General features: G+C 60.8%; 17 protein-coding genes. 14 read left to right on the top strand and 3 right to left on the bottom strand.

Annotation, left to right across the window (positions count from 1 at the left end; all coding sequences use genetic code 11):
* On the bottom strand, nucleotides 1-561 hold the full coding sequence (locus INHI_RS0111545; protein WP_014873979.1) for a TadE/TadG family type IV pilus assembly protein: 561 nt from the start codon (nucleotides 559-561) through the stop codon (nucleotides 1-3).
* Complete coding sequence (locus INHI_RS0111540; protein WP_014879459.1) at nucleotides 558-2240, bottom strand: TadE/TadG family type IV pilus assembly protein; 1683 nt, start codon at nucleotides 2238-2240, stop codon at nucleotides 558-560. Before INHI_RS0111540 ends, INHI_RS0111545 begins: the two co-directional genes overlap by 4 nt.
* A gap of 358 nt (nucleotides 2241-2598) precedes the next feature.
* Between INHI_RS0111540 and INHI_RS0111530 the strand changes: the two genes are divergently transcribed.
* From INHI_RS0111530 to INHI_RS0111490, 9 genes are all read left to right on the top strand, one after another.
* Nucleotides 2599-4029: a Glu/Leu/Phe/Val family dehydrogenase gene (locus INHI_RS0111530; protein WP_014879461.1), complete on the top strand. Its 1431-nt coding sequence runs from the start codon at nucleotides 2599-2601 to the stop codon at nucleotides 4027-4029.
* A gap of 304 nt (nucleotides 4030-4333) precedes the next feature.
* Nucleotides 4334-5587: a sarcosine oxidase subunit beta family protein gene (locus INHI_RS0111525; RefSeq protein ID WP_027247723.1), complete on the top strand. Its 1254-nt coding sequence runs from the start codon at nucleotides 4334-4336 to the stop codon at nucleotides 5585-5587.
* An 81-nt stretch (nucleotides 5588-5668) separates the two neighbouring features.
* Nucleotides 5669-5929: a sarcosine oxidase subunit delta gene (locus INHI_RS0111520; protein WP_014873983.1), complete on the top strand. Its 261-nt coding sequence runs from the start codon at nucleotides 5669-5671 to the stop codon at nucleotides 5927-5929.
* On the top strand, nucleotides 5929-8850 hold the full coding sequence (locus INHI_RS0111515; RefSeq protein WP_027247722.1) for a sarcosine oxidase subunit alpha family protein: 2922 nt from the start codon (nucleotides 5929-5931) through the stop codon (nucleotides 8848-8850). The genes INHI_RS0111520 and INHI_RS0111515 overlap by 1 nt, the downstream gene beginning before the upstream one ends.
* A complete protein-coding gene (locus INHI_RS0111510; RefSeq protein ID WP_027247721.1) occupies nucleotides 8843-9388 on the top strand; it encodes a sarcosine oxidase subunit gamma in 546 nt (181 codons plus the stop codon). The genes INHI_RS0111515 and INHI_RS0111510 overlap by 8 nt, the downstream gene beginning before the upstream one ends.
* A gap of 38 nt (nucleotides 9389-9426) precedes the next feature.
* A complete protein-coding gene (locus INHI_RS0111505) occupies nucleotides 9427-9765 on the top strand; it encodes a hypothetical protein (protein ID WP_027247720.1) in 339 nt (112 codons plus the stop codon).
* Nucleotide 9766: 1 nt separating this feature from the next.
* On the top strand, nucleotides 9767-12016 hold the full coding sequence (gene dnaG, locus INHI_RS0111500) for a DNA primase (protein WP_027247719.1): 2250 nt from the start codon (nucleotides 9767-9769) through the stop codon (nucleotides 12014-12016).
* A gap of 130 nt (nucleotides 12017-12146) precedes the next feature.
* Nucleotides 12147-14135: an RNA polymerase sigma factor RpoD gene (rpoD, locus tag INHI_RS0111495; RefSeq protein WP_014873988.1), complete on the top strand. Its 1989-nt coding sequence runs from the start codon at nucleotides 12147-12149 to the stop codon at nucleotides 14133-14135.
* Nucleotides 14136-14354: 219 nt separating this feature from the next.
* Nucleotides 14355-14654: a hypothetical protein gene (locus INHI_RS0111490; protein ID WP_014879469.1), complete on the top strand. Its 300-nt coding sequence runs from the start codon at nucleotides 14355-14357 to the stop codon at nucleotides 14652-14654.
* Nucleotides 14655-14761: 107 nt separating this feature from the next.
* Here INHI_RS0111490 and INHI_RS0111485 read toward each other — a convergent pair whose 3' ends face one another.
* Nucleotides 14762-15436, bottom strand: a complete 675-nt coding sequence (locus INHI_RS0111485) for an SDR family oxidoreductase (protein WP_014879470.1) — start codon at nucleotides 15434-15436, stop codon at nucleotides 14762-14764.
* A 254-nt stretch (nucleotides 15437-15690) separates the two neighbouring features.
* On the opposite strand from INHI_RS0111485, the gene INHI_RS0111480 reads away from it, so the two are divergent.
* The 5 genes from INHI_RS0111480 to ribD all read left to right on the top strand — a co-directional run bounded on the left by INHI_RS0111480 (nucleotide 15691) and on the right by ribD (nucleotide 18786).
* A complete protein-coding gene (locus INHI_RS0111480; protein ID WP_014879471.1) occupies nucleotides 15691-16101 on the top strand; it encodes a hypothetical protein in 411 nt (136 codons plus the stop codon).
* Between the two features lie 33 nt (nucleotides 16102-16134).
* Nucleotides 16135-16626 carry a hypothetical protein gene (locus INHI_RS0111475; protein ID WP_014879472.1) on the top strand — a complete coding sequence of 164 codons (492 nt, stop codon included), beginning with the start codon at nucleotides 16135-16137 and terminating at the stop codon, nucleotides 16624-16626.
* A 40-nt stretch (nucleotides 16627-16666) separates the two neighbouring features.
* A complete protein-coding gene (locus INHI_RS0111470) occupies nucleotides 16667-17083 on the top strand; it encodes a secondary thiamine-phosphate synthase enzyme YjbQ (RefSeq protein ID WP_014879473.1) in 417 nt (138 codons plus the stop codon).
* 120 nt (nucleotides 17084-17203) lie between these two features.
* Complete coding sequence (gene nrdR / locus INHI_RS0111465) at nucleotides 17204-17671, top strand: transcriptional regulator NrdR (RefSeq protein ID WP_014873994.1); 468 nt, start codon at nucleotides 17204-17206, stop codon at nucleotides 17669-17671.
* Nucleotides 17668-18786 carry a bifunctional diaminohydroxyphosphoribosylaminopyrimidine deaminase/5-amino-6-(5-phosphoribosylamino)uracil reductase RibD gene (ribD, locus tag INHI_RS0111460; RefSeq protein ID WP_367834106.1) on the top strand — a complete coding sequence of 373 codons (1119 nt, stop codon included), beginning with the start codon at nucleotides 17668-17670 and terminating at the stop codon, nucleotides 18784-18786. The genes nrdR and ribD overlap by 4 nt, the downstream gene beginning before the upstream one ends.
* The last annotated feature ends 32 nt before the right edge of the window (nucleotides 18787-18818 follow it).

Genomic DNA, 18818 nt, shown 5'->3' with positions numbered 1-18818 from the left:
TTACCGGGGCTCCTGAACAAAGGCTGAGGTCGCATAGAGGCGGATCCGGCCGTCGGCATCATTGTCCATATCGTCAGCCAGGCCCCAATGGGGGAACACGGGTTTCATGGCCATGCAGGCGCGGATGAACATTAGCTCGTTGGAGTCGCCGGTGACAAAATTGCGCACGGGCTGCACGTCCTCAACCCGGTTGATGCAGTCGGGAACCGGGTCAACCGGCGTCCAGGCATAAGGATCAACCTGTACCATTTCGAGCCGCAGTGACGTGCCGCAGTTGCGGATAAACCCAGAGCGGCGGCAAACCTCGTCGCGGATCTCATTGTGCTGTTTTGGAACGCCGGTTGAGAGGCGCAGGCCGCGCACGGTCTGATCCAGTGCCCGTTCCAGCATGGATTGCTGGATGGTGATCATGCCCAGTTCCACTGTGTTCATCAGCAGAAACAGAAAGGCGGGGATCACGATGGCGAATTCAACCGTGGCGTTGCCATCCTCGCGCTTGCGGAACAGGCGCAGGGCGCGGCGTAGCCGACTGGCCTTTTGATGTTGGTTGCGGCGAGTCATTGCGTCAGCCTCAGCTGGCGGATCGACGTCGCGATCGAGGCAAAGGCGTCGCGGATCTCAAGCCCGCGCACATCAAAATGATGAGCATCCGAGCTGGCACAATCCTTCAACACCGCAGTGCCGCTGCTGGGTGCCTCAAACCCAATGGTGTAGACAACGATGCCCTGGTTTTTGGCGGCGTTGCAGACCGCGCGGGTGCGGGCGTCCTTGGTGCTGGTGTTCCAGTAGTCATAGACGCCGTAGTACCAGACGCTGCGCGCCGAGGACTGGCCCATCCAATCGCCATAGAGGTACTTGTAGAGATATTTCAGCGAGGTTTCACCGAACAGCTCACCCCAGCTCAGGCGTTTGACATTCTCAGGCTCTCCCTGCTCATCCTGCCACCAGCAGCTGTAGCTGCCGCATTTGCGATAGCTGCCCTGACCGTAGGCGTGATCTTCCCAGCGGTTCATGCGGTCCCACCAGTATTTGTCGCGTTGCGGATCATAGAGCGAGTAGCGCGGGTTCGATCCGGTGGCGGCAGAGTTGTACCAGACGTCGGAGGATCCTTCGCGGTGGTCGGACTCGACATAGTACTGGTTGGTATTCTTGCCGTCGGTCATCAGCACGATAACCTTGACCGTTTCGTGGTCATTGAAGGCCGCAGGGCGATTGTTGAACGTTGCAGGCACCATGGCGCCGCCGCCCGATGCCAGCGCGCTGATGGCGGGACGCGCACTTGGGTCGAGCAGGGCAGTGCCCCATTTCATGCCAACATCGATCGATGTGTTGCCTTCTGCCTGAAGGCCGTCGATGAAGCCTTTGAGTGTGTTTGCATCCTTCTGGAAAGGCAGAATTTCACGGTTGGCACTGTCTTCACAGGTCGGGCTGTCCAGCGGGTTTGCGCTGGCGCGGTAGTCACTGCCGGACCAAACGCTGAAGTGCATCGTCCGGTCCAGTTCCTGGGTGGTGGACAGGGCGGTGGTCTGAAAATGGCTGCCGACAAAATTCACGCAGTTGGAATAGGCGTGCTCATCCGTGGTGTTGTACTGATCCATCAACTCGGTCGGCAGGCTGACCTGTGTGGCGTAGGGGATGATGGAGATCGACATCTTGTTGTCGATGGTATTGGCGATCATCGTGTCGACGAAATCTTTTGCCGCGACCTTGAGATTGGCCAGGCGGCTGTTGCTGCCCATCGATCCGGAGACATCCAGCACCAATGAGATCTCCAGCCCGTCGATACTCTCTTCGGCGCGGGAGGTCGCATAGAGCGGCATGTCCTGCCCGCTGGAGAATTTGAGCATGTGGGTTTCAAATGTGGTGTCGATGGTGCTTTGCACCTTTTTGAACCCGAGCCCGGTTTCAGCCACCGGGGGCGTGTAGTATTTATTGAGCCCCGCCTTGCTGAGATAGTCCTGAACCACCGCTGCAGGAGGCAGTGGCTGGTCGAGATCGGCAGCCGCCAGAACTGCGCGGTCAAGGGTATACTGCAGGATGGTACGGTCCCGTTCCATACGCATCAGATCAACGCCAATCCCGCCGACGGCCAGCATTGACAGCAGGAAGCCCACCATGGGTTTCAGCAGTACGCCCGAGTCATCCTGCCGGAAAGCGCGCAGCTGCGCCCCGCTGCGAATGCAGGCGGTCAGGCAGGCCTGTCGGGCCGCGATGGATATCTTGTCAGAACGCATAGTCATGTGTCGAACCCCCAGCCGCTTAACCCCCCGGCACAGCGCCATCAGAAATGGAATTTCACACATATTAATGCTTTATGAAGGTGGCGGAATTGGGGCGTATACCGGACCAAATCGCGCGCATTGTCCTTGATTTTAACGGTAATGTGGCGCGCGCGCGCGGGTTGTTCAGTGCGCGTCAACAAATCGGAAGCGACCTGCCAAACGTGGCGACTCAGTCAAATGCCGCATGCCCTCAATTTGCCTAATATTGATTCTTTTTGCTCGGGAATGGTCAAAAAGGTCGCACCTTCTTAATCCAAGAGTCATAGTGTCCGGACACTATCTCACTGAGTCGACGCAGAAGCACGGAGTACAGCCGATGAGCAGTGCAACAGAACCCAGTTTTCGCCAGAGTGTGGACCTGATGTTCAACAGGGCGGTGTCCCTGATGGACCTGCCACCGGGTCTGGAAGAGAAGATCAGGGTTTGCAACGCGACCTATACCGTGCGCTTTGGCGTGCGCCTGCGTGGGGGGATTCAGACCTTCACCGGGTATCGTTCGGTGCATTCCGAACATATGGAGCCTGTGAAGGGCGGCATCCGCTATGCGATGGGCGTGAATCAGGATGAGGTTGAGGCGCTGGCGGCGCTGATGACCTATAAATGTGCGCTGGTTGAGGCGCCTTTTGGTGGCTCCAAGGGCGGGCTGTGCATTGATCCGCGCCAGTACGAAGAGCACGAGCTGGAGCTGATCACACGCCGTTTTGCCTATGAACTGGCCAAGCGCGACCTGATCAACCCCTCTCAGAACGTTCCAGCCCCCGATATGGGCACTGGCGAACGCGAGATGGCCTGGATCGCAGACCAATATGCGCGGATGAACACCACGGATATCAACGCCAAGGCCTGTGTCACCGGCAAACCGCTGAACGCGGGCGGTATCGCTGGCCGGGTCGAGGCGACGGGTCGCGGCGTGCAGTATGCTCTGCGCGAATTCTTCCGCAATCCGGAGGATGTGGCGGCTGCCAATATGGACGGCAAACTGGACGGCAAACGGGTGATCGTTCAGGGCCTCGGCAATGTGGGCTACCACGCGGCCAAATTCCTGATGTCGGAAGACGGCGCCAAGATCACCGCTGTGATCGAGCGCGACGGTGGTCTGATCGACGAAAATGGTCTCGATATCGAAGCGGTGTTCCAGTGGATCGCCAACAACGGCGGCGTGACGGGCTATCCGGATGCGCGGTATGTTGAAAATGGCGCGCTGCTGTTGGAAGAGGATTGCGACATCCTGATCCCGGCGGCTCTGGAGGGGGTGATCAACCTCACCAATGCAGCCAACATCAAAGCGCGCCTGATCATTGAGGCGGCAAATGGCCCCGTCACTGCGGGCGCGGATGAGATCCTGCGCGACAAAGGGACTGTAATCATTCCTGACATGTACGCCAACGCGGGCGGTGTGACGGTCTCCTACTTTGAGTGGGTCAAAAACCTCAGCCACATCCGCTTTGGCCGGATGCAACGCCGCCAGGAAGAGGCGCGTCATCAGCTGGTTGTGGATGAGCTGGAGGCCCTGTCTGAAAGCCTGGGCAAGACCTGGACGCTGAACCCCAAGTTCACCGAACGCTACCTGCGAGGCGCTGATGAGCTGGAGCTGGTGCGCTCCGGTCTGGATGACACCATGCGCACGGCTTATCAGTCGATGCGGGAGGTCTGGCACGGCCGCAATGACGTGACTGATCTGCGTACAGCCGCTTATCTGGTGTCCATTGACAAGGTTGCCAAGAGTTACCGTGCCAAGGGGCTTTGACCTTATTCAAGGCAGCCCTTTTGGGTCATACATAAGAAAAGAGGCGGCATGTCCCGCCTCTTTTTTCGTTTTAGTAGCCTGCGCGGGTGATTTTGGGGTGAACGCGACCCGGTGCTGGTGGTCTGCGTCGCTTTCAGTACTAGACATATGTGTCCTGAATATGCTGCTGATAACGGGCGGCTGATCTGCACGGGGCTGGTATCCCAGTGGCGTTCCGGTCAGACTGGCACGCGACGACACCAGGGCAGTTGGTCGGGGCAAAGGCCCGCGTCTGATCGCCGGGTAAAAGACCAAGGGGGCGGGGATGCGATTTTCTGGCTGGCGTGTGTTGCGCGAAGGGCTGACGGGCAATCGGGGCTGGCAGGGCCATTGGCGCGACCCGGATCCAAAACCCGAATATGATGCGGTGATCATCGGCGGCGGTGGTCATGGGCTGGCGACCGCCTATTATTTAGCCAGGGATCACGGCATGACCAATATCGCCGTGCTGGAGCGTGGCTATATCGGCGGCGGCAATGTGGGGCGCAACACCACCATCGTTCGGGCGAATTATTATTTGCCGGGCAACTCTGAGTTCTACTCCCATTCCCTGAAGCTGTGGGAGGGGCTGGAACAGGATCTGAATTACAACGCGATGATGTCGCAGCGCGGGATTTTGAACGTTTTTCACAATGATGCGCAGCGTGACAGCGCCGTGCGGCGGGCGAATGCGATCATCAATCAGGGCGATGATGCCGAGATTCTATCCCGCGACCAACTGCGCGAGATGGCGCCGCTGCTGAACTATGACAACAACCGGTTTCCTATCCAGGGGGCGCTACTACAGCGCCGGGCGGGCACGGCGCGCCATGATGCGGTGGCCTGGGGGTTTGCACGGGGGGCGGATCAGCGCGGTGTTGATATCCTGCAGAACTGTGAGGTGACCGGCATTCGGACTGAGGGTGGCAAGGTCATCGGGGTTGAGACCTCCCGTGGTCTGATCCGCGCGGGCAAGGTCGCTATGGCCGCCGCCGGGCGGTCCAGTCAGGTGGCGGCCATGGCTGGTCTGACCCTGCCGATTGAGAGCCATGTTTTGCAGGCGTTTGTTTCAGAAGGGCTGAAGCCGATCATTGATCATGTCATCACCTTTGCGGAGGGGCATTTGTATATCAGCCAGTCGGACAAGGGCGGTTTGGTCTTTGGCAGCTACCTTGATCTCTACACTTCTTATGCGGCGCGGGGGAACCTGCCGATGGTGGAGCACACAATGGAGGCCTGTATGGCGATGCTGCCCGCCATCGGCAAGGCACGGCTGTTGCGCAGCTGGGGCGGCATTATGGATATGACACCGGATGGCTCGCCCATCATAGACCGGACATCGATTGAGGGGCTCTATCTCAATGCGGGCTGGTGCTATGGCGGATTCAAGGCAACGCCTGCCTCTGGGCAGTGTTATGCCCATCTGATCGCCACGGACCGTCCACATGAGGCCGCGGCGGCATTCCGGCTGGAGCGGTTCGAAACTGGCCATGGCCTAATGGATGAGGAGGCGACCGGTGCGCAGCATAATCTGCATTGATCGCTGCAGTGCCGAATTTGCGCCTGCGATTGCCGCAGCGGTGGATATGAGTATTTTTGGAAAGGTGAAAGGGCGTCGGCCATGAGGATTACCTGCCCCCTATGTGGTGAGCGCGATCGGCGCGAGTTCTATTACCGGGGTGCCGCGCTGGAGGCACCTGCAGAGGGCGGCAGCCTTGAGGCCTGGCATGCCCATGTCCATCTGCGGGACAATCCCGCCGGTCCGGTTGAGGAATGGTGGTATCACCAGCAAGGCTGCGGCAGCTGGATCCGGGTGCGGCGCGACACGTCCAGTCACGAGATGCTCGCGGTGCAGCTGGCATCTGCGCAGGAGGATCTGTGATGCGGATCGCAGGATGGGCGGGGAGGTCCGATACGCGCGAGGTCGGCTTTTCCTTCAATGGGCGCGCCCTGACCGGGCGGGAAGGGGAGCCGCTGGCGGCAGCCCTGCTGGCCAATGACATTCATCTGGTGGGGCGGTCGTTCAAATATCACCGCCCACGCGGCATCCTGACTGCTGGCAGTGAAGAACCCAACGCGTTGGTCACCGTGGGAGAGGGGGCAGCACAGGAGCCCAATCTGAGGGCCACCACGCTGCCGCTTTATGAAGGACTGGCGGCGCGCAGTCAGAATTGCTGGCCGTCGGTTGGTTTTGACGTGATGGCGGTGAACGATCTGGCCGCACCGTTTCTGGGCGCGGGGTTTTACTACAAGACCTTTATGTGGCCTGCAGCGTTCTGGGAAAAGATTTATGAGCCGGTCATTCGCCGTGCGGCGGGGCTGGGCGCATTGTCTGGCGCGCCGGATGATGGGATCTATGAAAAGGCCTATGGGTTCTGCGATCTCTTGGTGATCGGCGCCGGACCTGCGGGGCTGATGGCGGCACTTACGGCGGCGCGGGGCGGGGCGGATGTGATCCTGTGCGACGAGGATAGTCAGCCCGGCGGTCGATTGCTCAGCGAACAAGAGATCATCAATGGAAACCCGGCGCAGCAGTGGGTTGCGGCCACGCTGGCAGAGCTGGACAGTCTGGACAATGTGCGCCGTATGGCGCGCACGAGCGTGACAGGTGTTTACGATCAGGGCACCTACGGCGCGCTTGAGACAGTACCTGCCGGTAGCGGCAAACCCGCGCGCGCTTGTTTCTGGCGGCTGGTTGCAAAACGCGCGATCCTTGCCGCAGGCGCATTGGAGCGACCCGTGGCCTTTGCCAATAATGACCGGCCGGGGATCATGATGGCCGGGGCTGTGCGCAGTTACCTCAATCGTTGGGGGGTGGCGCCGGGGGAACGGGTGACCGTGTTTGCCAACAACGATGATGCCCACCGCACCGCGCGGGATCTTGTTGCGGCCGGGGTGCATGTTGCAGCGGTGATCGACAGCCGCCATGACGCACCTCAGAGTGATGCTTTTCGGGTGATCCGGGGGGCGCAGGTCTGCAATGCCTCTGGCCGTCAACGGTTGGAGAGCCTGACCCTGCGATCGGTATCGGGAGAGGAGAAGTTGCAGACGGACTGTCTGGCCATGTCCGGTGGTTGGAACCCGACGTTGCATCTGACCTGCCATCTAAACGGACGGCCCCGCTGGCGGCGGGACCTTGCGTGTTTTGTGCCGCAGGACGGTGCGGTTCCTGGGCTGGAGGCCGTGGGGGCCTGTCGCGGGCGCTTCACCACCATGGCGGTCTTGCAAGATGGGGCAGAAGCCGGCGCGCGAGCATTAGAGGCATTGGGCAAGCGGGCTGTTGCGGCAGAGCTGCCTGAGGCCGAGCAGGCGGAATATCGCATTTCCCCGCTGTGGTCGGTGCCGGGGCGGGGGCGGGCCTGGGTTGATTTTCAGAATGATGTCACGGTCAAGGACATCTGTCAGGCTGGGCGCGAGAACTTCCGCTCGGTTGAGCATATGAAACGCTACACGACCCAAGGTATGGCCACGGATCAGGGAAAAAGCTCAAATGTGGTGGCGCTGGCGGTTCTGGCGGAGGCCACGGGGCGCAGTATCCCTGAGACGGGCACCACCACCTTTCGCCCGCCCTATGTGCCAGTGCCGATTGGCGTGATGGGGGCAGGGGCAGAGGATCAGGGCTTTGCGCCCCGGCGGTTGCTGACGTCGCATCGGCTGGCGGAGGATATGGGCGCCCATATGATGGAGGTTGGGCTTTGGTATCGGGCCAGCTATTTTCCCAAACCCGGCGAGACCCATTGGCGGCAGTCCTGTGACCGCGAGGTTGGGTATGTGCGCAATGCGGTGGGGGTCGCGGATGTCTCCACCCTCGGCAAGATTGATATTCAGGGGCCGGATGCGGCGCGGCTGCTGGACTTTGTTTATGCCAATGGTTTTGCCAAGCTGAAACCCGGTCGGGTGCGCTATGGTTTGATGCTGCGCGAAGATGGCTTTGTCATGGATGACGGCACAACGGCCTGTCTTGCGCCGAACCACTATGTGATGACCACAACAACCGCTGCTGCCGGGCAGGTGATGGCGCATCTGGAGTTCGTGACGCAGGCGTTGCACCCGGATTGGGATGTGCGGATCAATTCGGTCACCGAGCAATGGGCGCAGTTTTCCGTCGCAGGCCCTAAGGCGCGCACCTTGTTGCAGGAGCTGTTGGGCACGGCCTTTGAACCCGCTGATTGGCCGTTCATGGCCTGTGGTGAGATTGCGCTGGGCGAGGTTTCCGCGCGGCTGTTTCGGATCTCGTTCTCCGGTGAGGAAGCTTATGAACTGGCGGTGCCGGCGCGCTACGGTGAGAGCCTGTTTGGCGAGTTGCTGCGCCGGGCCGAGGGGCTGGGCGGTGGGGCCTACGGGTTGGAAGCCCTGAACGTCTTGCGGATTGAGAAAGGGTTTCTGACCCATGCGGAGATCAACGGCACGGCCACGCTGCATGATCTGGGGTTCGGCGGGATTTTGCGTTCTGGCAAATCCTGCGTCGGTCGCGATATGGCATTGCGCGAGGGGTTGGTCGACAAGACCCGAATGCGGCTGGTGGGGATCAAACCTACCGGCGCGGTGCAGCAGCTGACCGCCGGGGCGCATCTCTTTGATCCGGAGGATCCGGTCACGCGGGCGCATGATCAGGGCTATGTGACCTCCGTCTGCTATGCGCCGACGCTGGGTCATATGATTGGTCTGGCGCTGATTAAGGCTGGCCCTGACAGGATTGGTGATCCCATTCGTATGGTAGATCACACCGCGGGTCTGGATACGCTTTGCGAGATTGTGGAGCCAGTGTTCTTTGACCCGGAAGGGGAGCGTGCCCGTGGTTGAGTTACGCGTAAAAACCCCCTGTGCCGGATTGTTGCCCCTGGAGGTCGGGGAGCTGTCTTTGACGGAAGCGCCGGGTGAAGGGATGACGACGCTGGCGCCCTATGCGGGGCAGGTGGCTGCGCTGTCGGCTGCCCTGGAGGCAGCCCACGGGCTGCGCTGGCCGGCGCCGAACCGCAGCCATGCCAAAGCGGGCGCGCGGATTATCTGGTTTGGCCGCGAGATGGCACTGCTGAGCGGGACCCGCCCGGATCCTGCGCTGGCAGAGCATGCTGCGCTTACCGATCAGAGCGATGGTTGGGCGGTGGTCCGGCTGGAGGGAGCGCAGGGAGATGCGGTGCTGGCGCGGCTGTGCCCGGTGGATCTGCGGCCAAGTGTGTTCAAACGCGGCCACACAGCTCGCTGTGAGTTGAAACACATGGCGGCGTCCATCACGCGGCTGGGGCCAAAGACCCTGCAGATCATGGTGTTCCGGTCCATGGCGGAGACACTTGTGGATGATCTGAAAACAGCGATGGAAGCTGTCGCGGCACGGGGGTAATCTCTCTGGATCACCAACTGATTCCGGGAGTCATCTGTATGATCCGTCTTGCCCTTGTCGCGGCATTGCTGGCAACGCCAGTCTATGCGGCTGAAAAGAAAGAAAAAAGCTGCAAGTATCAAGGGCAGGTCATGGCGGCGGTGCAACAGGCGCGGCTGGACCGGGTGAAGCAGGCGGACGTCGGCCAGACGATTCTGGACAGCGACCCCAGCTGGCCTGACCAGTACAGCAAGGCCATTCCGCAGCTGACGGCCCATGTCTACAGCCTGCGCAAACGTGATCTGCGCGATACGGATCTCGGGGAATTGATGGAACAGCAGTGCCTGGAAAACTGGGATCAGATCCAGAAGATGAAAAAGCAGCTGCAGAGCAACTGAGATGTCGCTTCCCCCCGGTTTCCTTGACGAATTGCGCACCCGCGTCAGCCTCACGCAGGTTGTCGGGCGCAAGGTCATGTGGGATCAGCGCAAATCGAACCAGGGCAAGGGCGACATGTGGGCACCTTGCCCGTTTCACCATGAGAAATCCGCCAGCTTTCACGTCGATGACCGCAAAGGGTTCTACTACTGCTTTGGCTGCCACGCCAAAGGGGACGCGCTGAAGTTTGTGCAGGAAACCGAAAACGTCGGGTTTATGGAGGCGGTGCAGATCCTGGCGCAGGAGGCGGGGATGGAGATGCCCGCCCGTGATCCGAGGGCGCAGCAGAAACAGGATCACCGGGCCCAGCTGGCCGAGGTCATGGAGCAGGCTGTGCGATTTTTTCGCCTGCAGCTCAACACGCGGGCCGGGGAAGGCGCGCGCAGCTATCTGATGCGGCGTGGGCTGAGCGGCCCGGCGCTGGAACGCTGGGAGATCGGCTTCGCTCCGGAAGGGTGGCAGAATCTCTGGGATGCGTTGCGTGGCAAAGGGGTGCCGGAAGAGCTGATCATGGGGGCGGGCCTTGCCAAGCCTTCCAACAAAGGGGGCAAACCCTACGATACGTTCCGTAACCGGATCATGTTTCCCATCCGCGATGCGCGGGGGCGGGCGATTGCCTTTGGCGGGCGTGCAATGGATCCGCGTGACAATGCGAAATATCTGAACTCGCCGGAGACGGCGCTGTTTGACAAAGGGCGCAGCCTTTACAATCACGGGCCTGCGCGCACCGCATCGGGGAAATCTGGCCAGCTTTTGGTCGCCGAAGGTTACATGGATGTGATCGCGCTTGCCGAGGGTGGCTTTGAGGCGTCGGTGGCGCCTCTGGGTACCGCGATCACTGAAAACCAGTTGCAGATGCTATGGCGGATCGCCGATGAGCCGATCATTGCGCTGGATGGTGACACCGCAGGCCTGCGTGCGGCGATGCGGTTGATTGATCTGGCTCTGCCGTTGCTGGAAGCCGGAAAATCCCTGCGCTTTGCGCTGATGCCAGAGGGCAAGGACCCGGATGATCTGATCCGCGCCGAAGGGCGCGAGGCCGTGCAAGCGGTGCTGGATCAGGCGATGCCCATGGTACGGCTGCTCTGGCAGCGCGAAACCGAAGGCAAGGTGTTTGACAGCCCGGAACGCAAGGCCGCGCTGGACAAGGCGCTGCGCGACAAGGTCCGACTGATCCGTGACCCTTCGATCCGCCGCCACTATGGTGAGGATTTGCAGGATCTGCGCTGGGAATTGTTTCGGGGAGGGCGCCCGCGGGAGGAGGCAGCCGGATCGGGTCTGGATCTTGGCTTTGATGCCGCGCCTGATGCCGGTTTTGATCCGGGGGGCAGGCCGGCAGATGATCCTGGTTTCGGTGCAGATTACGACGCCGGATATGATCCCGGGTATGATACAGCGGGCTACGATCCGGGATTTGATCCGGGTTATGACGCCGGACCTTACGATAACGGGCCGGCGCCTGCTGGTGTGCCAGCAGGTCGGCCAGACACATCCGGTAGCCAGGGCTATTCAGGCAAACAAGGCGGCTATGCCGCTGGTAAATCGCGCAAGAGCAGCGGGTTTCGTGATGGTACGCGGATGCCCTGGCGGGGCAAGAACGCCCCACCGCAGCCGCTGGAAACCACGCGTAACTCTCTGCTGGCCGGTGGCAGCGAAGAGTCACTGGCGCGGGTGCGCGAGGCGGTGATACTGGCCACGGTGATCACCACCCCGGCCGTCGTCGCCAAATATGAGGTCAATCTGGAACGCATGGCCTGTATCGGATCGGATCACGCGCTGCTGCGTGATCTGGTGCTGCGCCATGGCATTGATGCACCGGAACGGCTGAAAGAAGAAATAGCTGCGGCTGCCGGGGCACATGCTCTTGAAAACCTCTTTGCGCTTCGCCATGTGGCAATCAGCCCCTGTCTGCGGCGACCCGGTGACGTTGAGGTGGCCAGTCTGACCCTGGCGGAGGAGTTTGCCAAACTGGAGGCGAGCCGCGGTCTGGATGCCGAGCTGGCTGAGGCGGAAGAGGATCTGGACGGACTGGCAGATGAAGCCGTGACATGGCGACTGGGGCAGGCGGCAGAAGCCCGCAACAAGGCCGTGCGCAGCGAGAATGAAGATCGTGCGCAATATGATGTTGGGGAGAACGGAGCGCGTCTGAACCGTGAGGAACGTGACGCTTTCGGCGCCCTTTTGGAACGAATTGGCTACTCCAAGAAGTGACCGCTGCGCCGCAGTGAGTCGTTTTGCTAAGGAAGAGCGAAAGAAAAACGGGTAAACCGGGTGACGAATCAGCGGATCGCGATAATGATTCGCGAAACCGAATCGCCCCAGCCCCTACGAGGAGCATTGAATGGCCGCCAAAGATACCGACGACCGCAAACCTGACGATCAGGAGCCCGAAATCTCTCTCGACATGAGCCAGACTCAGGTCAAGAAGATGATCGCCGAAGCGCGTGAGAAGGGCTACATCACCTATGATCAGCTCAATCAGGTCCTGCCGCCGGATCAGGTAAGTTCGGAGCAGATCGAGGATGTGATGTCCATGCTCTCCGAAATGGGCATCAACATCATCGAGGATGAGGAAGCCGAAGAGGAAGAGCAGAAAGGCTCGACCGAACTGGTGACCACCGAGAGCAACCGCGAAGTGGCGGTGGCCGGGGCGGCAGCTGAGAAGCTGGACCGCACCGATGACCCCGTGCGGATGTATCTGCGCGAGATGGGATCTGTCGAACTGCTGAGCCGCGAGGGCGAGATCGCCATCGCCAAGCGGATCGAGGCCGGTCGCAACACGATGATTGCAGGCCTCTGCGAGAGCCCGCTGACCTTCCAGGCAATCACCATCTGGCATGATGAACTTCTGTCCGAAGACATTCTGTTACGCGATGTGATCGACCTTGAGGCGACATTCGGCAATCAGCTGGATGAGGATGGCGAGGTGAGCGAGCCGGTGGTGGATACCTCCGCCGTGGCCGCGAACAAGCCCGCCGCCAAGGAAACCGGTCCCGAGCTGGATGCAGACGGCAACCCGATTGCGCAGGACGATGACGACGACGAGGACGATCAGGCCAATATGTCCCTCGCTGCGATGGAAGCGGCGCTGAAGGACAAGGTCCTGACCACTCTGGAGCAGATCTCCTCGGACTATGCACAGCTGAGCGAGATGCAGGACAGCCGGATTTCGGCCACCCTGAACGAGGATGGCTCCTTCAGCGCGCGCGACGAGCAGGTCTACCAGTCCCTGCGCTCTGAAATCGTGCTGCTGGTGAACGAGTTGCACCTGCACAACAACCGGATCGAAGCGCTGATTGATCAGCTTTATGGGATCAACCGTCGCGTCATGTCGATCGACAGCTCCATGGTGAAGTTGGCTGATCAGGCCCGTATCAACCGTCGTGAGTTCGTCGAGGCCTATCGCGGTCGCGAGCTGGACCCGAACTGGCTGGCCGAGATGGGCGAAAAGCCCGGGCGCGGTTGGCAGATGTTTGTCGAACGGTCGACCGAGAAGGTTGAAGAGCTGCGCGCTGATATGGCGCAAGTTGGTCAATATGTGGGTCTTGATATCTCTGAATTCCGCCGCATCGTGCAGCAGGTTCAGAAGGGCGAAAAAGAGGCCCGTCAGGCCAAGAAGGAAATGGTCGAGGCAAACCTGCGTCTCGTGATTTCCATCGCCAAGAAATACACCAACCGTGGTCTGCAGTTCCTTGACCTCATTCAGGAAGGCAACATCGGCCTGATGAAGGCGGTGGATAAATTCGAATACCGTCGCGGTTATAAGTTCTCGACCTATGCGACCTGGTGGATCCGCCAGGCGATCACCCGCTCCATCGCGGATCAGGCGCGGACCATCCGTATTCCGGTCCACATGATCGAGACGATCAACAAGCTGGTCCGCACCGGTCGCCAGATGCTGCATGAAATCGGCCGCGAGCCGACTCCGGAAGAACTGGCTGAAAAGCTGCAGATGCCGCTGGAGAAGGTTCGCAAGGTGATGAAGATCGCCAAGGAGCCGATCTCTCTCGAAACCCCGATTGGGGACGAGGAAGACAGCCAGCTGGGCGATTTCATTGAGGACAAGAATGCGGTGCTGCCCTTGGATAGCGCCATTCAGGAAAACCTCAAGGAAACCACAACCCGGGTTCTGGCCTCACTCACCCCGCGTGAAGAACGGGTTTTGCGGATGCGGTTTGGTATCGGGATGAATACCGACCACACGCTGGAGGAAGTTGGCCAGCAGTTCAGCGTAACCCGTGAACGGATCCGTCAGATCGAGGCCAAGGCGCTCAGAAAGCTGAAGCATCCGAGCCGTTCGCGCAAACTGCGTTCCTTCTTGGATCAGTAGCACTGATGCATAGCAACGGAGTACCAGGCGTCCCATCCGGGGCGCCTTTTTTATTGCGCGTGCCACAGGGCTGCACTGGATGAAGAGTGAAATACGAGGCGCTTGACGAGATGTCGGACAGGTCGGTTCGTTAACCATTCCTAACGGTCAACAATTGTTTTCCGCCCGCAAGCACCTAAGTTACCAACATGTTAATTTCGCGATATCGGAGGGGGTCCAATGCCGCATCATTCCAATTTGAACGACGCACTTACCGTGTTGGATGACAAACTCAGATCGCTCAGCGCGCTGACCAAAGCGAATGCATTTCTGGTGGATATCATGCGCGAGGATCGGGCGTTGCTTGAGGAACTGGATGCACCAGCTGCCCGCGCCATGCTGATGGATCGTGCTTGCGCCGCCTTCGGCCAAGAGGCTGGTGAGGCGGCTGATCCGGATGTTCTGGAGGTGCTGGCAACGGCCCTGACCGAAGGGCAAACCGCTGAAATTATACCCTTTCCCACTGAGCGCCGCCACTAACCAGCGCCTTATGTCCAAGGACATCTGTGGTGCTGCTGTAATCATCCGGAAGGGGTGCGATACCCCTCCGGATGACTTGCGACCAAGACGGTGGGAAGACAGTCAGGTCAGCCGGTAGGCATCAGGAACACTTCGCGCACGGCGTTGCGTGGATCAGCCTCCAGCGCAAAGACTACGGCATCGGCCACATCTTCGGGCTTCAACTTGTCGGGCTTGGCCTCGTCAAAGAACGCGGTGTCCACCATTCCCGGCGCGACCACCGTGCAGCGACCACCCCATTCCTTCATTTCCTCCGCCAGATTGCCACCGTAACCATGGACGAACCATTTGGAGGCGCCGTAGATCGAGCCGGGGATATGCACTCGCCCGGCTGCCGAGCCGGTTAGCACCATGTGGCCCTTCTGACGTTTCAGATGCGGGAGGGCGGCCTTGGCTGTGTAAAGGAGAGCCATGATGTTGATATGCACCAAATCGTGCCATTCAGCCGGATCTCCCTTCTCTGTGCCGGGGGTGTTCAGCCCGGTGCCCGCATTGGCAAAAGCGGCGTCCACCTGACCAAAACTGTCGCGAAGATGTTGCAGGGCAGCGACCTGATCTTCGAATTTCGTCGCATCGCCGGGCAGGACCAAGGCGCCGTCACCCAGTTCCTCAGCAAGGCTGTTCAATTTGTCCTCGGAGCGGGCAAATAGCCCGACATTCCAGCCTGCCTTATGAGCTGCGCGGGCGGTTGCAGCGCCAATGCCGCTGGAGGCGCCGGTGATGAACAAGGTTTTCTGAGCCATGAAAAGATCCTCTGTCTGATGGTTGTTTGCCCGCTCAACGCGGTGATCACCTGTTTGGTTGCGCGGCAAAGTGGCGTTACCCCGATGAATGTGATCAGTTGTGACTGGCAGCGTCCGTCTGTATCTGGAATCCTGTCCGTGGCCTCCTATCTCACACTTCAGAACCTTCATGCAGGCTTTGCGACGCCGGGTCGGTCGGACTGAAGCATTCGGTCGGGACCTGCGGCAGTTTTAGTTATTCAGGGATTGGCATCATGCGACTACCTTCATTCCTCCTAGCGGCGACGCTCGCGCTCTCGGCCTGTGCCGATGCGGCGCCCACGGGCCATGTCACTCCTGACCGGGCACGGGTTTTTGCGCTGCCTGATGGTCAATTCGAGGTGGCGCCTCCGCAGGGCGCGGTTCGTTCGGCGTTCTGGTGTGGTGCTGCGGATTACGCACGCCGCGCGTTGGGTGCTGGCTGGGGGCAGGATATCTATGTTGCCCGCGGCCTGGGTGAGGGGGTGGCGGTGAACCGCAAATCCACCGTGCATTTCACCCTGGCACCGGTCGCAAGTGAGCGCGGCGACAGCTGGCTGAAACGGACCAACGCCTATCGCGTCGGGGATCGGCTCAGTGTTCAGCAGGCTGACCACCAATGCACAACCGCTTTTACCCGCTTCTGAGAAGCACAGTGGTCCCGGACCAGGAGGTTGCCCATGCGTTTTGTTTCCCGTTTCACCTCTCGCTTTGGCATAGGTGCGGGTCGCACCATCCCCACCTCAGCCGGACGGCGCATTCTGGGAATAGTGGGGGCCGCGCTGGTGCTGGTCACCCTATCGACACCTGCCTCTGCCTTTCGCGCCATCAACCGGCTGGAGGTGGTGCCAGCCGGGACCGGCCAGTTTGAGGTGACTGGCCGCGCCGGGGCCCTCAAATCCGACTATTGGTGTGCCGCCGGAGATTATGTGCGCAAATCCCTGGGGCTGTCCTGGCAGACGAAGATCTACGCCGTGGACGGTATCGGCGCCAGCGCCACAACCGGCGCGCGCTCTGCCGTGCGCTTCACGCTGGATCCGGCAGCCGCCGGGGTGACGCCCTTTACCGGCAATTGGACCGGCGATATCCTGACGCCGGGATATGCATTCCGCGCCAATGCGGCCTATGGCAAATGCGAGGATTGGATTTTCCCCTTTCGCAGCCGCAACTGAGGCGTGAGGCACAAGACAATCAGGACCAAGGTCAGAGGTCATGCAGGCAGAGTTCACCGTCACAACCCGTGGGCAGGGGCTGTATGAGATAACCGATCAGATCGCCCCGTGGGTGCAGGATAGCGGGCACAGCCAGGGGCTGCTGACGCTTTTTGTGCAGCACACCTCCTGTTCGCTGTTGATCCAGGAAAATGCTGATCCGGAAGTACAGGGTGATTTGCTGGCCTATCTGTCCCGCTTGGTGCCTCCGGCCTCCGATCCGTCGATGGCCTATCTGCGCCACACCTATGAAGGGCCGGACGACATGCCTGCCCATATCAAGGCAGCGTTGTTGCCGGTCAGCCTGTCCATCCCGGTGAGCGGTGGGCGGCCTGCATTGGGTACCTGGCAGGGGATCTACCTCTTCGAGCATCGCGACGCACCACACAGCCGTAGGGTGATCGCGCATCTGGTCTAGGCCCCGGCATCTTGTGGTCGTAATTCACCTCTACCCAAACCCTAGAGGCTGCCATATAGTTGTGGATAAGGACGCAGCGGCGTCCCGTTCACCGGCGGACTGGAACAGGGGGGACAGCTGATGCGCTGCCCGTTTTGCGGAAATATCGACACCCAAGTAAAAGACTCGCGCCCTGCTGAGGATCATGTCTCGATCCGGCGGCGCCGGTTCTGCCCGGCCTGCGGCGGACGGTTTACCACTTATGAACGGGTGCAGCTGCGTGATCTCGTTGTGATCAAGACCAACGGAAAACGCGAAGATTTCGATCGCGACAAGCTGGAGCGTTCGATCCGTATTTCCATGCAGAAGCGCCCCATCGAACCGGAACGCATTGACCAGATGATTTCGGGTATCGTGCGGCGGCTGGAAAGCATGGGCGAGACCGATATTCAGTCCAGCAAGATTGGTGAGATCGTGATGGAGGCGCTGGCCCGGATCGACACCGTCGCCTATGTGCGTTTTGCCAGTGTTTACAAGAATTTCCAGGCGGCGGACGATTTCGAGGACTTCGTTCACGAGCTGCGCCCGCCGGTGGCGCCAGAAGAGTGAGCCCCGCAGAACGGGCGCGGCCCGAGGACGCAAGGTTCATGTCGCTGGCACTGTCGCTGGGGCGGCGTGGCCAGGGGAATTGCTGGCCGAACCCGGCCGTGGGCTGCGTGATCGTGCGCGACGGACGCATCGTTGGCCGTGGGTGGACCCAACCGGGTGGTCGCCCCCATGCTGAACCACAGGCGTTGCAGCAGGCCGGAGACCTGGCCCGCGGTGCAACGGTCTATGTCTCGCTCGAACCTTGCTCTCATACCGGCAAGACCCCGCCCTGCGCGCAGGCTCTGATCAATGCTGGCGTGGCGCGTGTCGTCGCGGCGATCGAGGATAGCGATCCGCGTGTCTCAGGCCACGGGTTTGCGATGTTGCGTGACGCAGGGATCCCGGTCACCACCGGGGTCTGTTCCGATGCGGCGGCGTGGGATCATGCCGGGTTCTTTCTGAAGACCGAACAGGGACGCCCCTTTGTCACCCTGAAGCTGGCAAGCAGCTTCGACGGGCGCATTGCCACCGCTGCGGGTGAAAGCAAATGGATCACCGGGTCGGAGGCGCGGCGGGCCGTACATGCCATGCGGGCGCGCCATGATGCGGTGATGGTAGGCGGCGGCACCGCCCGGGCGGATGATCCCTCGTTGACGGTGCGGGATCTGGGGGTGGCGCGCCAACCGGTGCGGGTGGTGATCTCACGCCATCTGGACCTGCCGTTGATGGGGCAGTTGGCGCGCAGCGCGCGCGACATTCCGGTCTGGATCTGCCACGGCGCCGGGGCCGACGCCGAACGCCTGCGCGCCTGGGAAGGATTGGGGGCGGTCTTGCTGCCCTGCGCGGCAGATGGGCTGCAGCTGGATGCGGGCGACGTGTTGCAGCAACTGGGGCAGGCGGGGCTGACACGGGTCTTCTGCGAGGGGGGGAGTGCGCTTGCGGCCTCGCTATTGGCGCAGGATCTGGTGGATGAGCTGATCGGGTTCACCGCAGGGCTGGGTATCGGCGGCGATGGCTTGTCTTCAATCGGCAGCCTCGGGCTGGACGCATTGGCCGAGGCGCCGCGCTTTGATTTGGTTGATGTCCGTCCGGTCGGAGCTGATATCCAACACCGCTGGACGCGTTCCCTGCGCTAGGGGCAGCGCCCCAAGACCGGGCAAAGTACCTT

The sequence above is a fragment of the Phaeobacter inhibens DSM 16374 genome (assembly GCF_000473105.1).
Taxonomy (GTDB): Bacteria; Pseudomonadota; Alphaproteobacteria; order Rhodobacterales; family Rhodobacteraceae; genus Phaeobacter; species Phaeobacter inhibens.
Note: the sequence above shows the minus strand (reverse complement) of the source record. Positions and strands in the feature narration are given on the sequence as shown.

What these genes read in the sequence shown, in the direction of transcription:
- INHI_RS0111545 (WP_014873979.1), bottom strand. Translation starts at nt 561, where the DNA reads ATGACTCGCCGCAACCAACATCAAAAGGCCAGTCGGCTACGCCGCGCC.
- INHI_RS0111540 (WP_014879459.1), bottom strand. Translation starts at nt 2,240, where the DNA reads ATGACTATGCGTTCTGACAAGATATCCATCGCGGCCCGACAGGCCTGC.
- INHI_RS0111530 (WP_014879461.1), top strand. Translation starts at nt 2,599, where the DNA reads ATGAGCAGTGCAACAGAACCCAGTTTTCGCCAGAGTGTGGACCTGATG.
- INHI_RS0111525 (WP_027247723.1), top strand. Translation starts at nt 4,334, where the DNA reads ATGCGATTTTCTGGCTGGCGTGTGTTGCGCGAAGGGCTGACGGGCAAT.
- INHI_RS0111520 (WP_014873983.1), top strand. Translation starts at nt 5,669, where the DNA reads ATGAGGATTACCTGCCCCCTATGTGGTGAGCGCGATCGGCGCGAGTTC.
- INHI_RS0111515 (WP_027247722.1), top strand. Translation starts at nt 5,929, where the DNA reads ATGCGGATCGCAGGATGGGCGGGGAGGTCCGATACGCGCGAGGTCGGC.
- INHI_RS0111505 (WP_027247720.1), top strand. Translation starts at nt 9,427, where the DNA reads ATGATCCGTCTTGCCCTTGTCGCGGCATTGCTGGCAACGCCAGTCTAT.
- dnaG (WP_027247719.1), top strand. Translation starts at nt 9,767, where the DNA reads ATGTCGCTTCCCCCCGGTTTCCTTGACGAATTGCGCACCCGCGTCAGC.
- rpoD (WP_014873988.1), top strand. Translation starts at nt 12,147, where the DNA reads ATGGCCGCCAAAGATACCGACGACCGCAAACCTGACGATCAGGAGCCC.
- INHI_RS0111490 (WP_014879469.1), top strand. Translation starts at nt 14,355, where the DNA reads ATGCCGCATCATTCCAATTTGAACGACGCACTTACCGTGTTGGATGAC.
- INHI_RS0111485 (WP_014879470.1), bottom strand. Translation starts at nt 15,436, where the DNA reads ATGGCTCAGAAAACCTTGTTCATCACCGGCGCCTCCAGCGGCATTGGC.
- INHI_RS0111480 (WP_014879471.1), top strand. Translation starts at nt 15,691, where the DNA reads ATGCGACTACCTTCATTCCTCCTAGCGGCGACGCTCGCGCTCTCGGCC.
- INHI_RS0111475 (WP_014879472.1), top strand. Translation starts at nt 16,135, where the DNA reads ATGCGTTTTGTTTCCCGTTTCACCTCTCGCTTTGGCATAGGTGCGGGT.
- INHI_RS0111470 (WP_014879473.1), top strand. Translation starts at nt 16,667, where the DNA reads ATGCAGGCAGAGTTCACCGTCACAACCCGTGGGCAGGGGCTGTATGAG.
- nrdR (WP_014873994.1), top strand. Translation starts at nt 17,204, where the DNA reads ATGCGCTGCCCGTTTTGCGGAAATATCGACACCCAAGTAAAAGACTCG.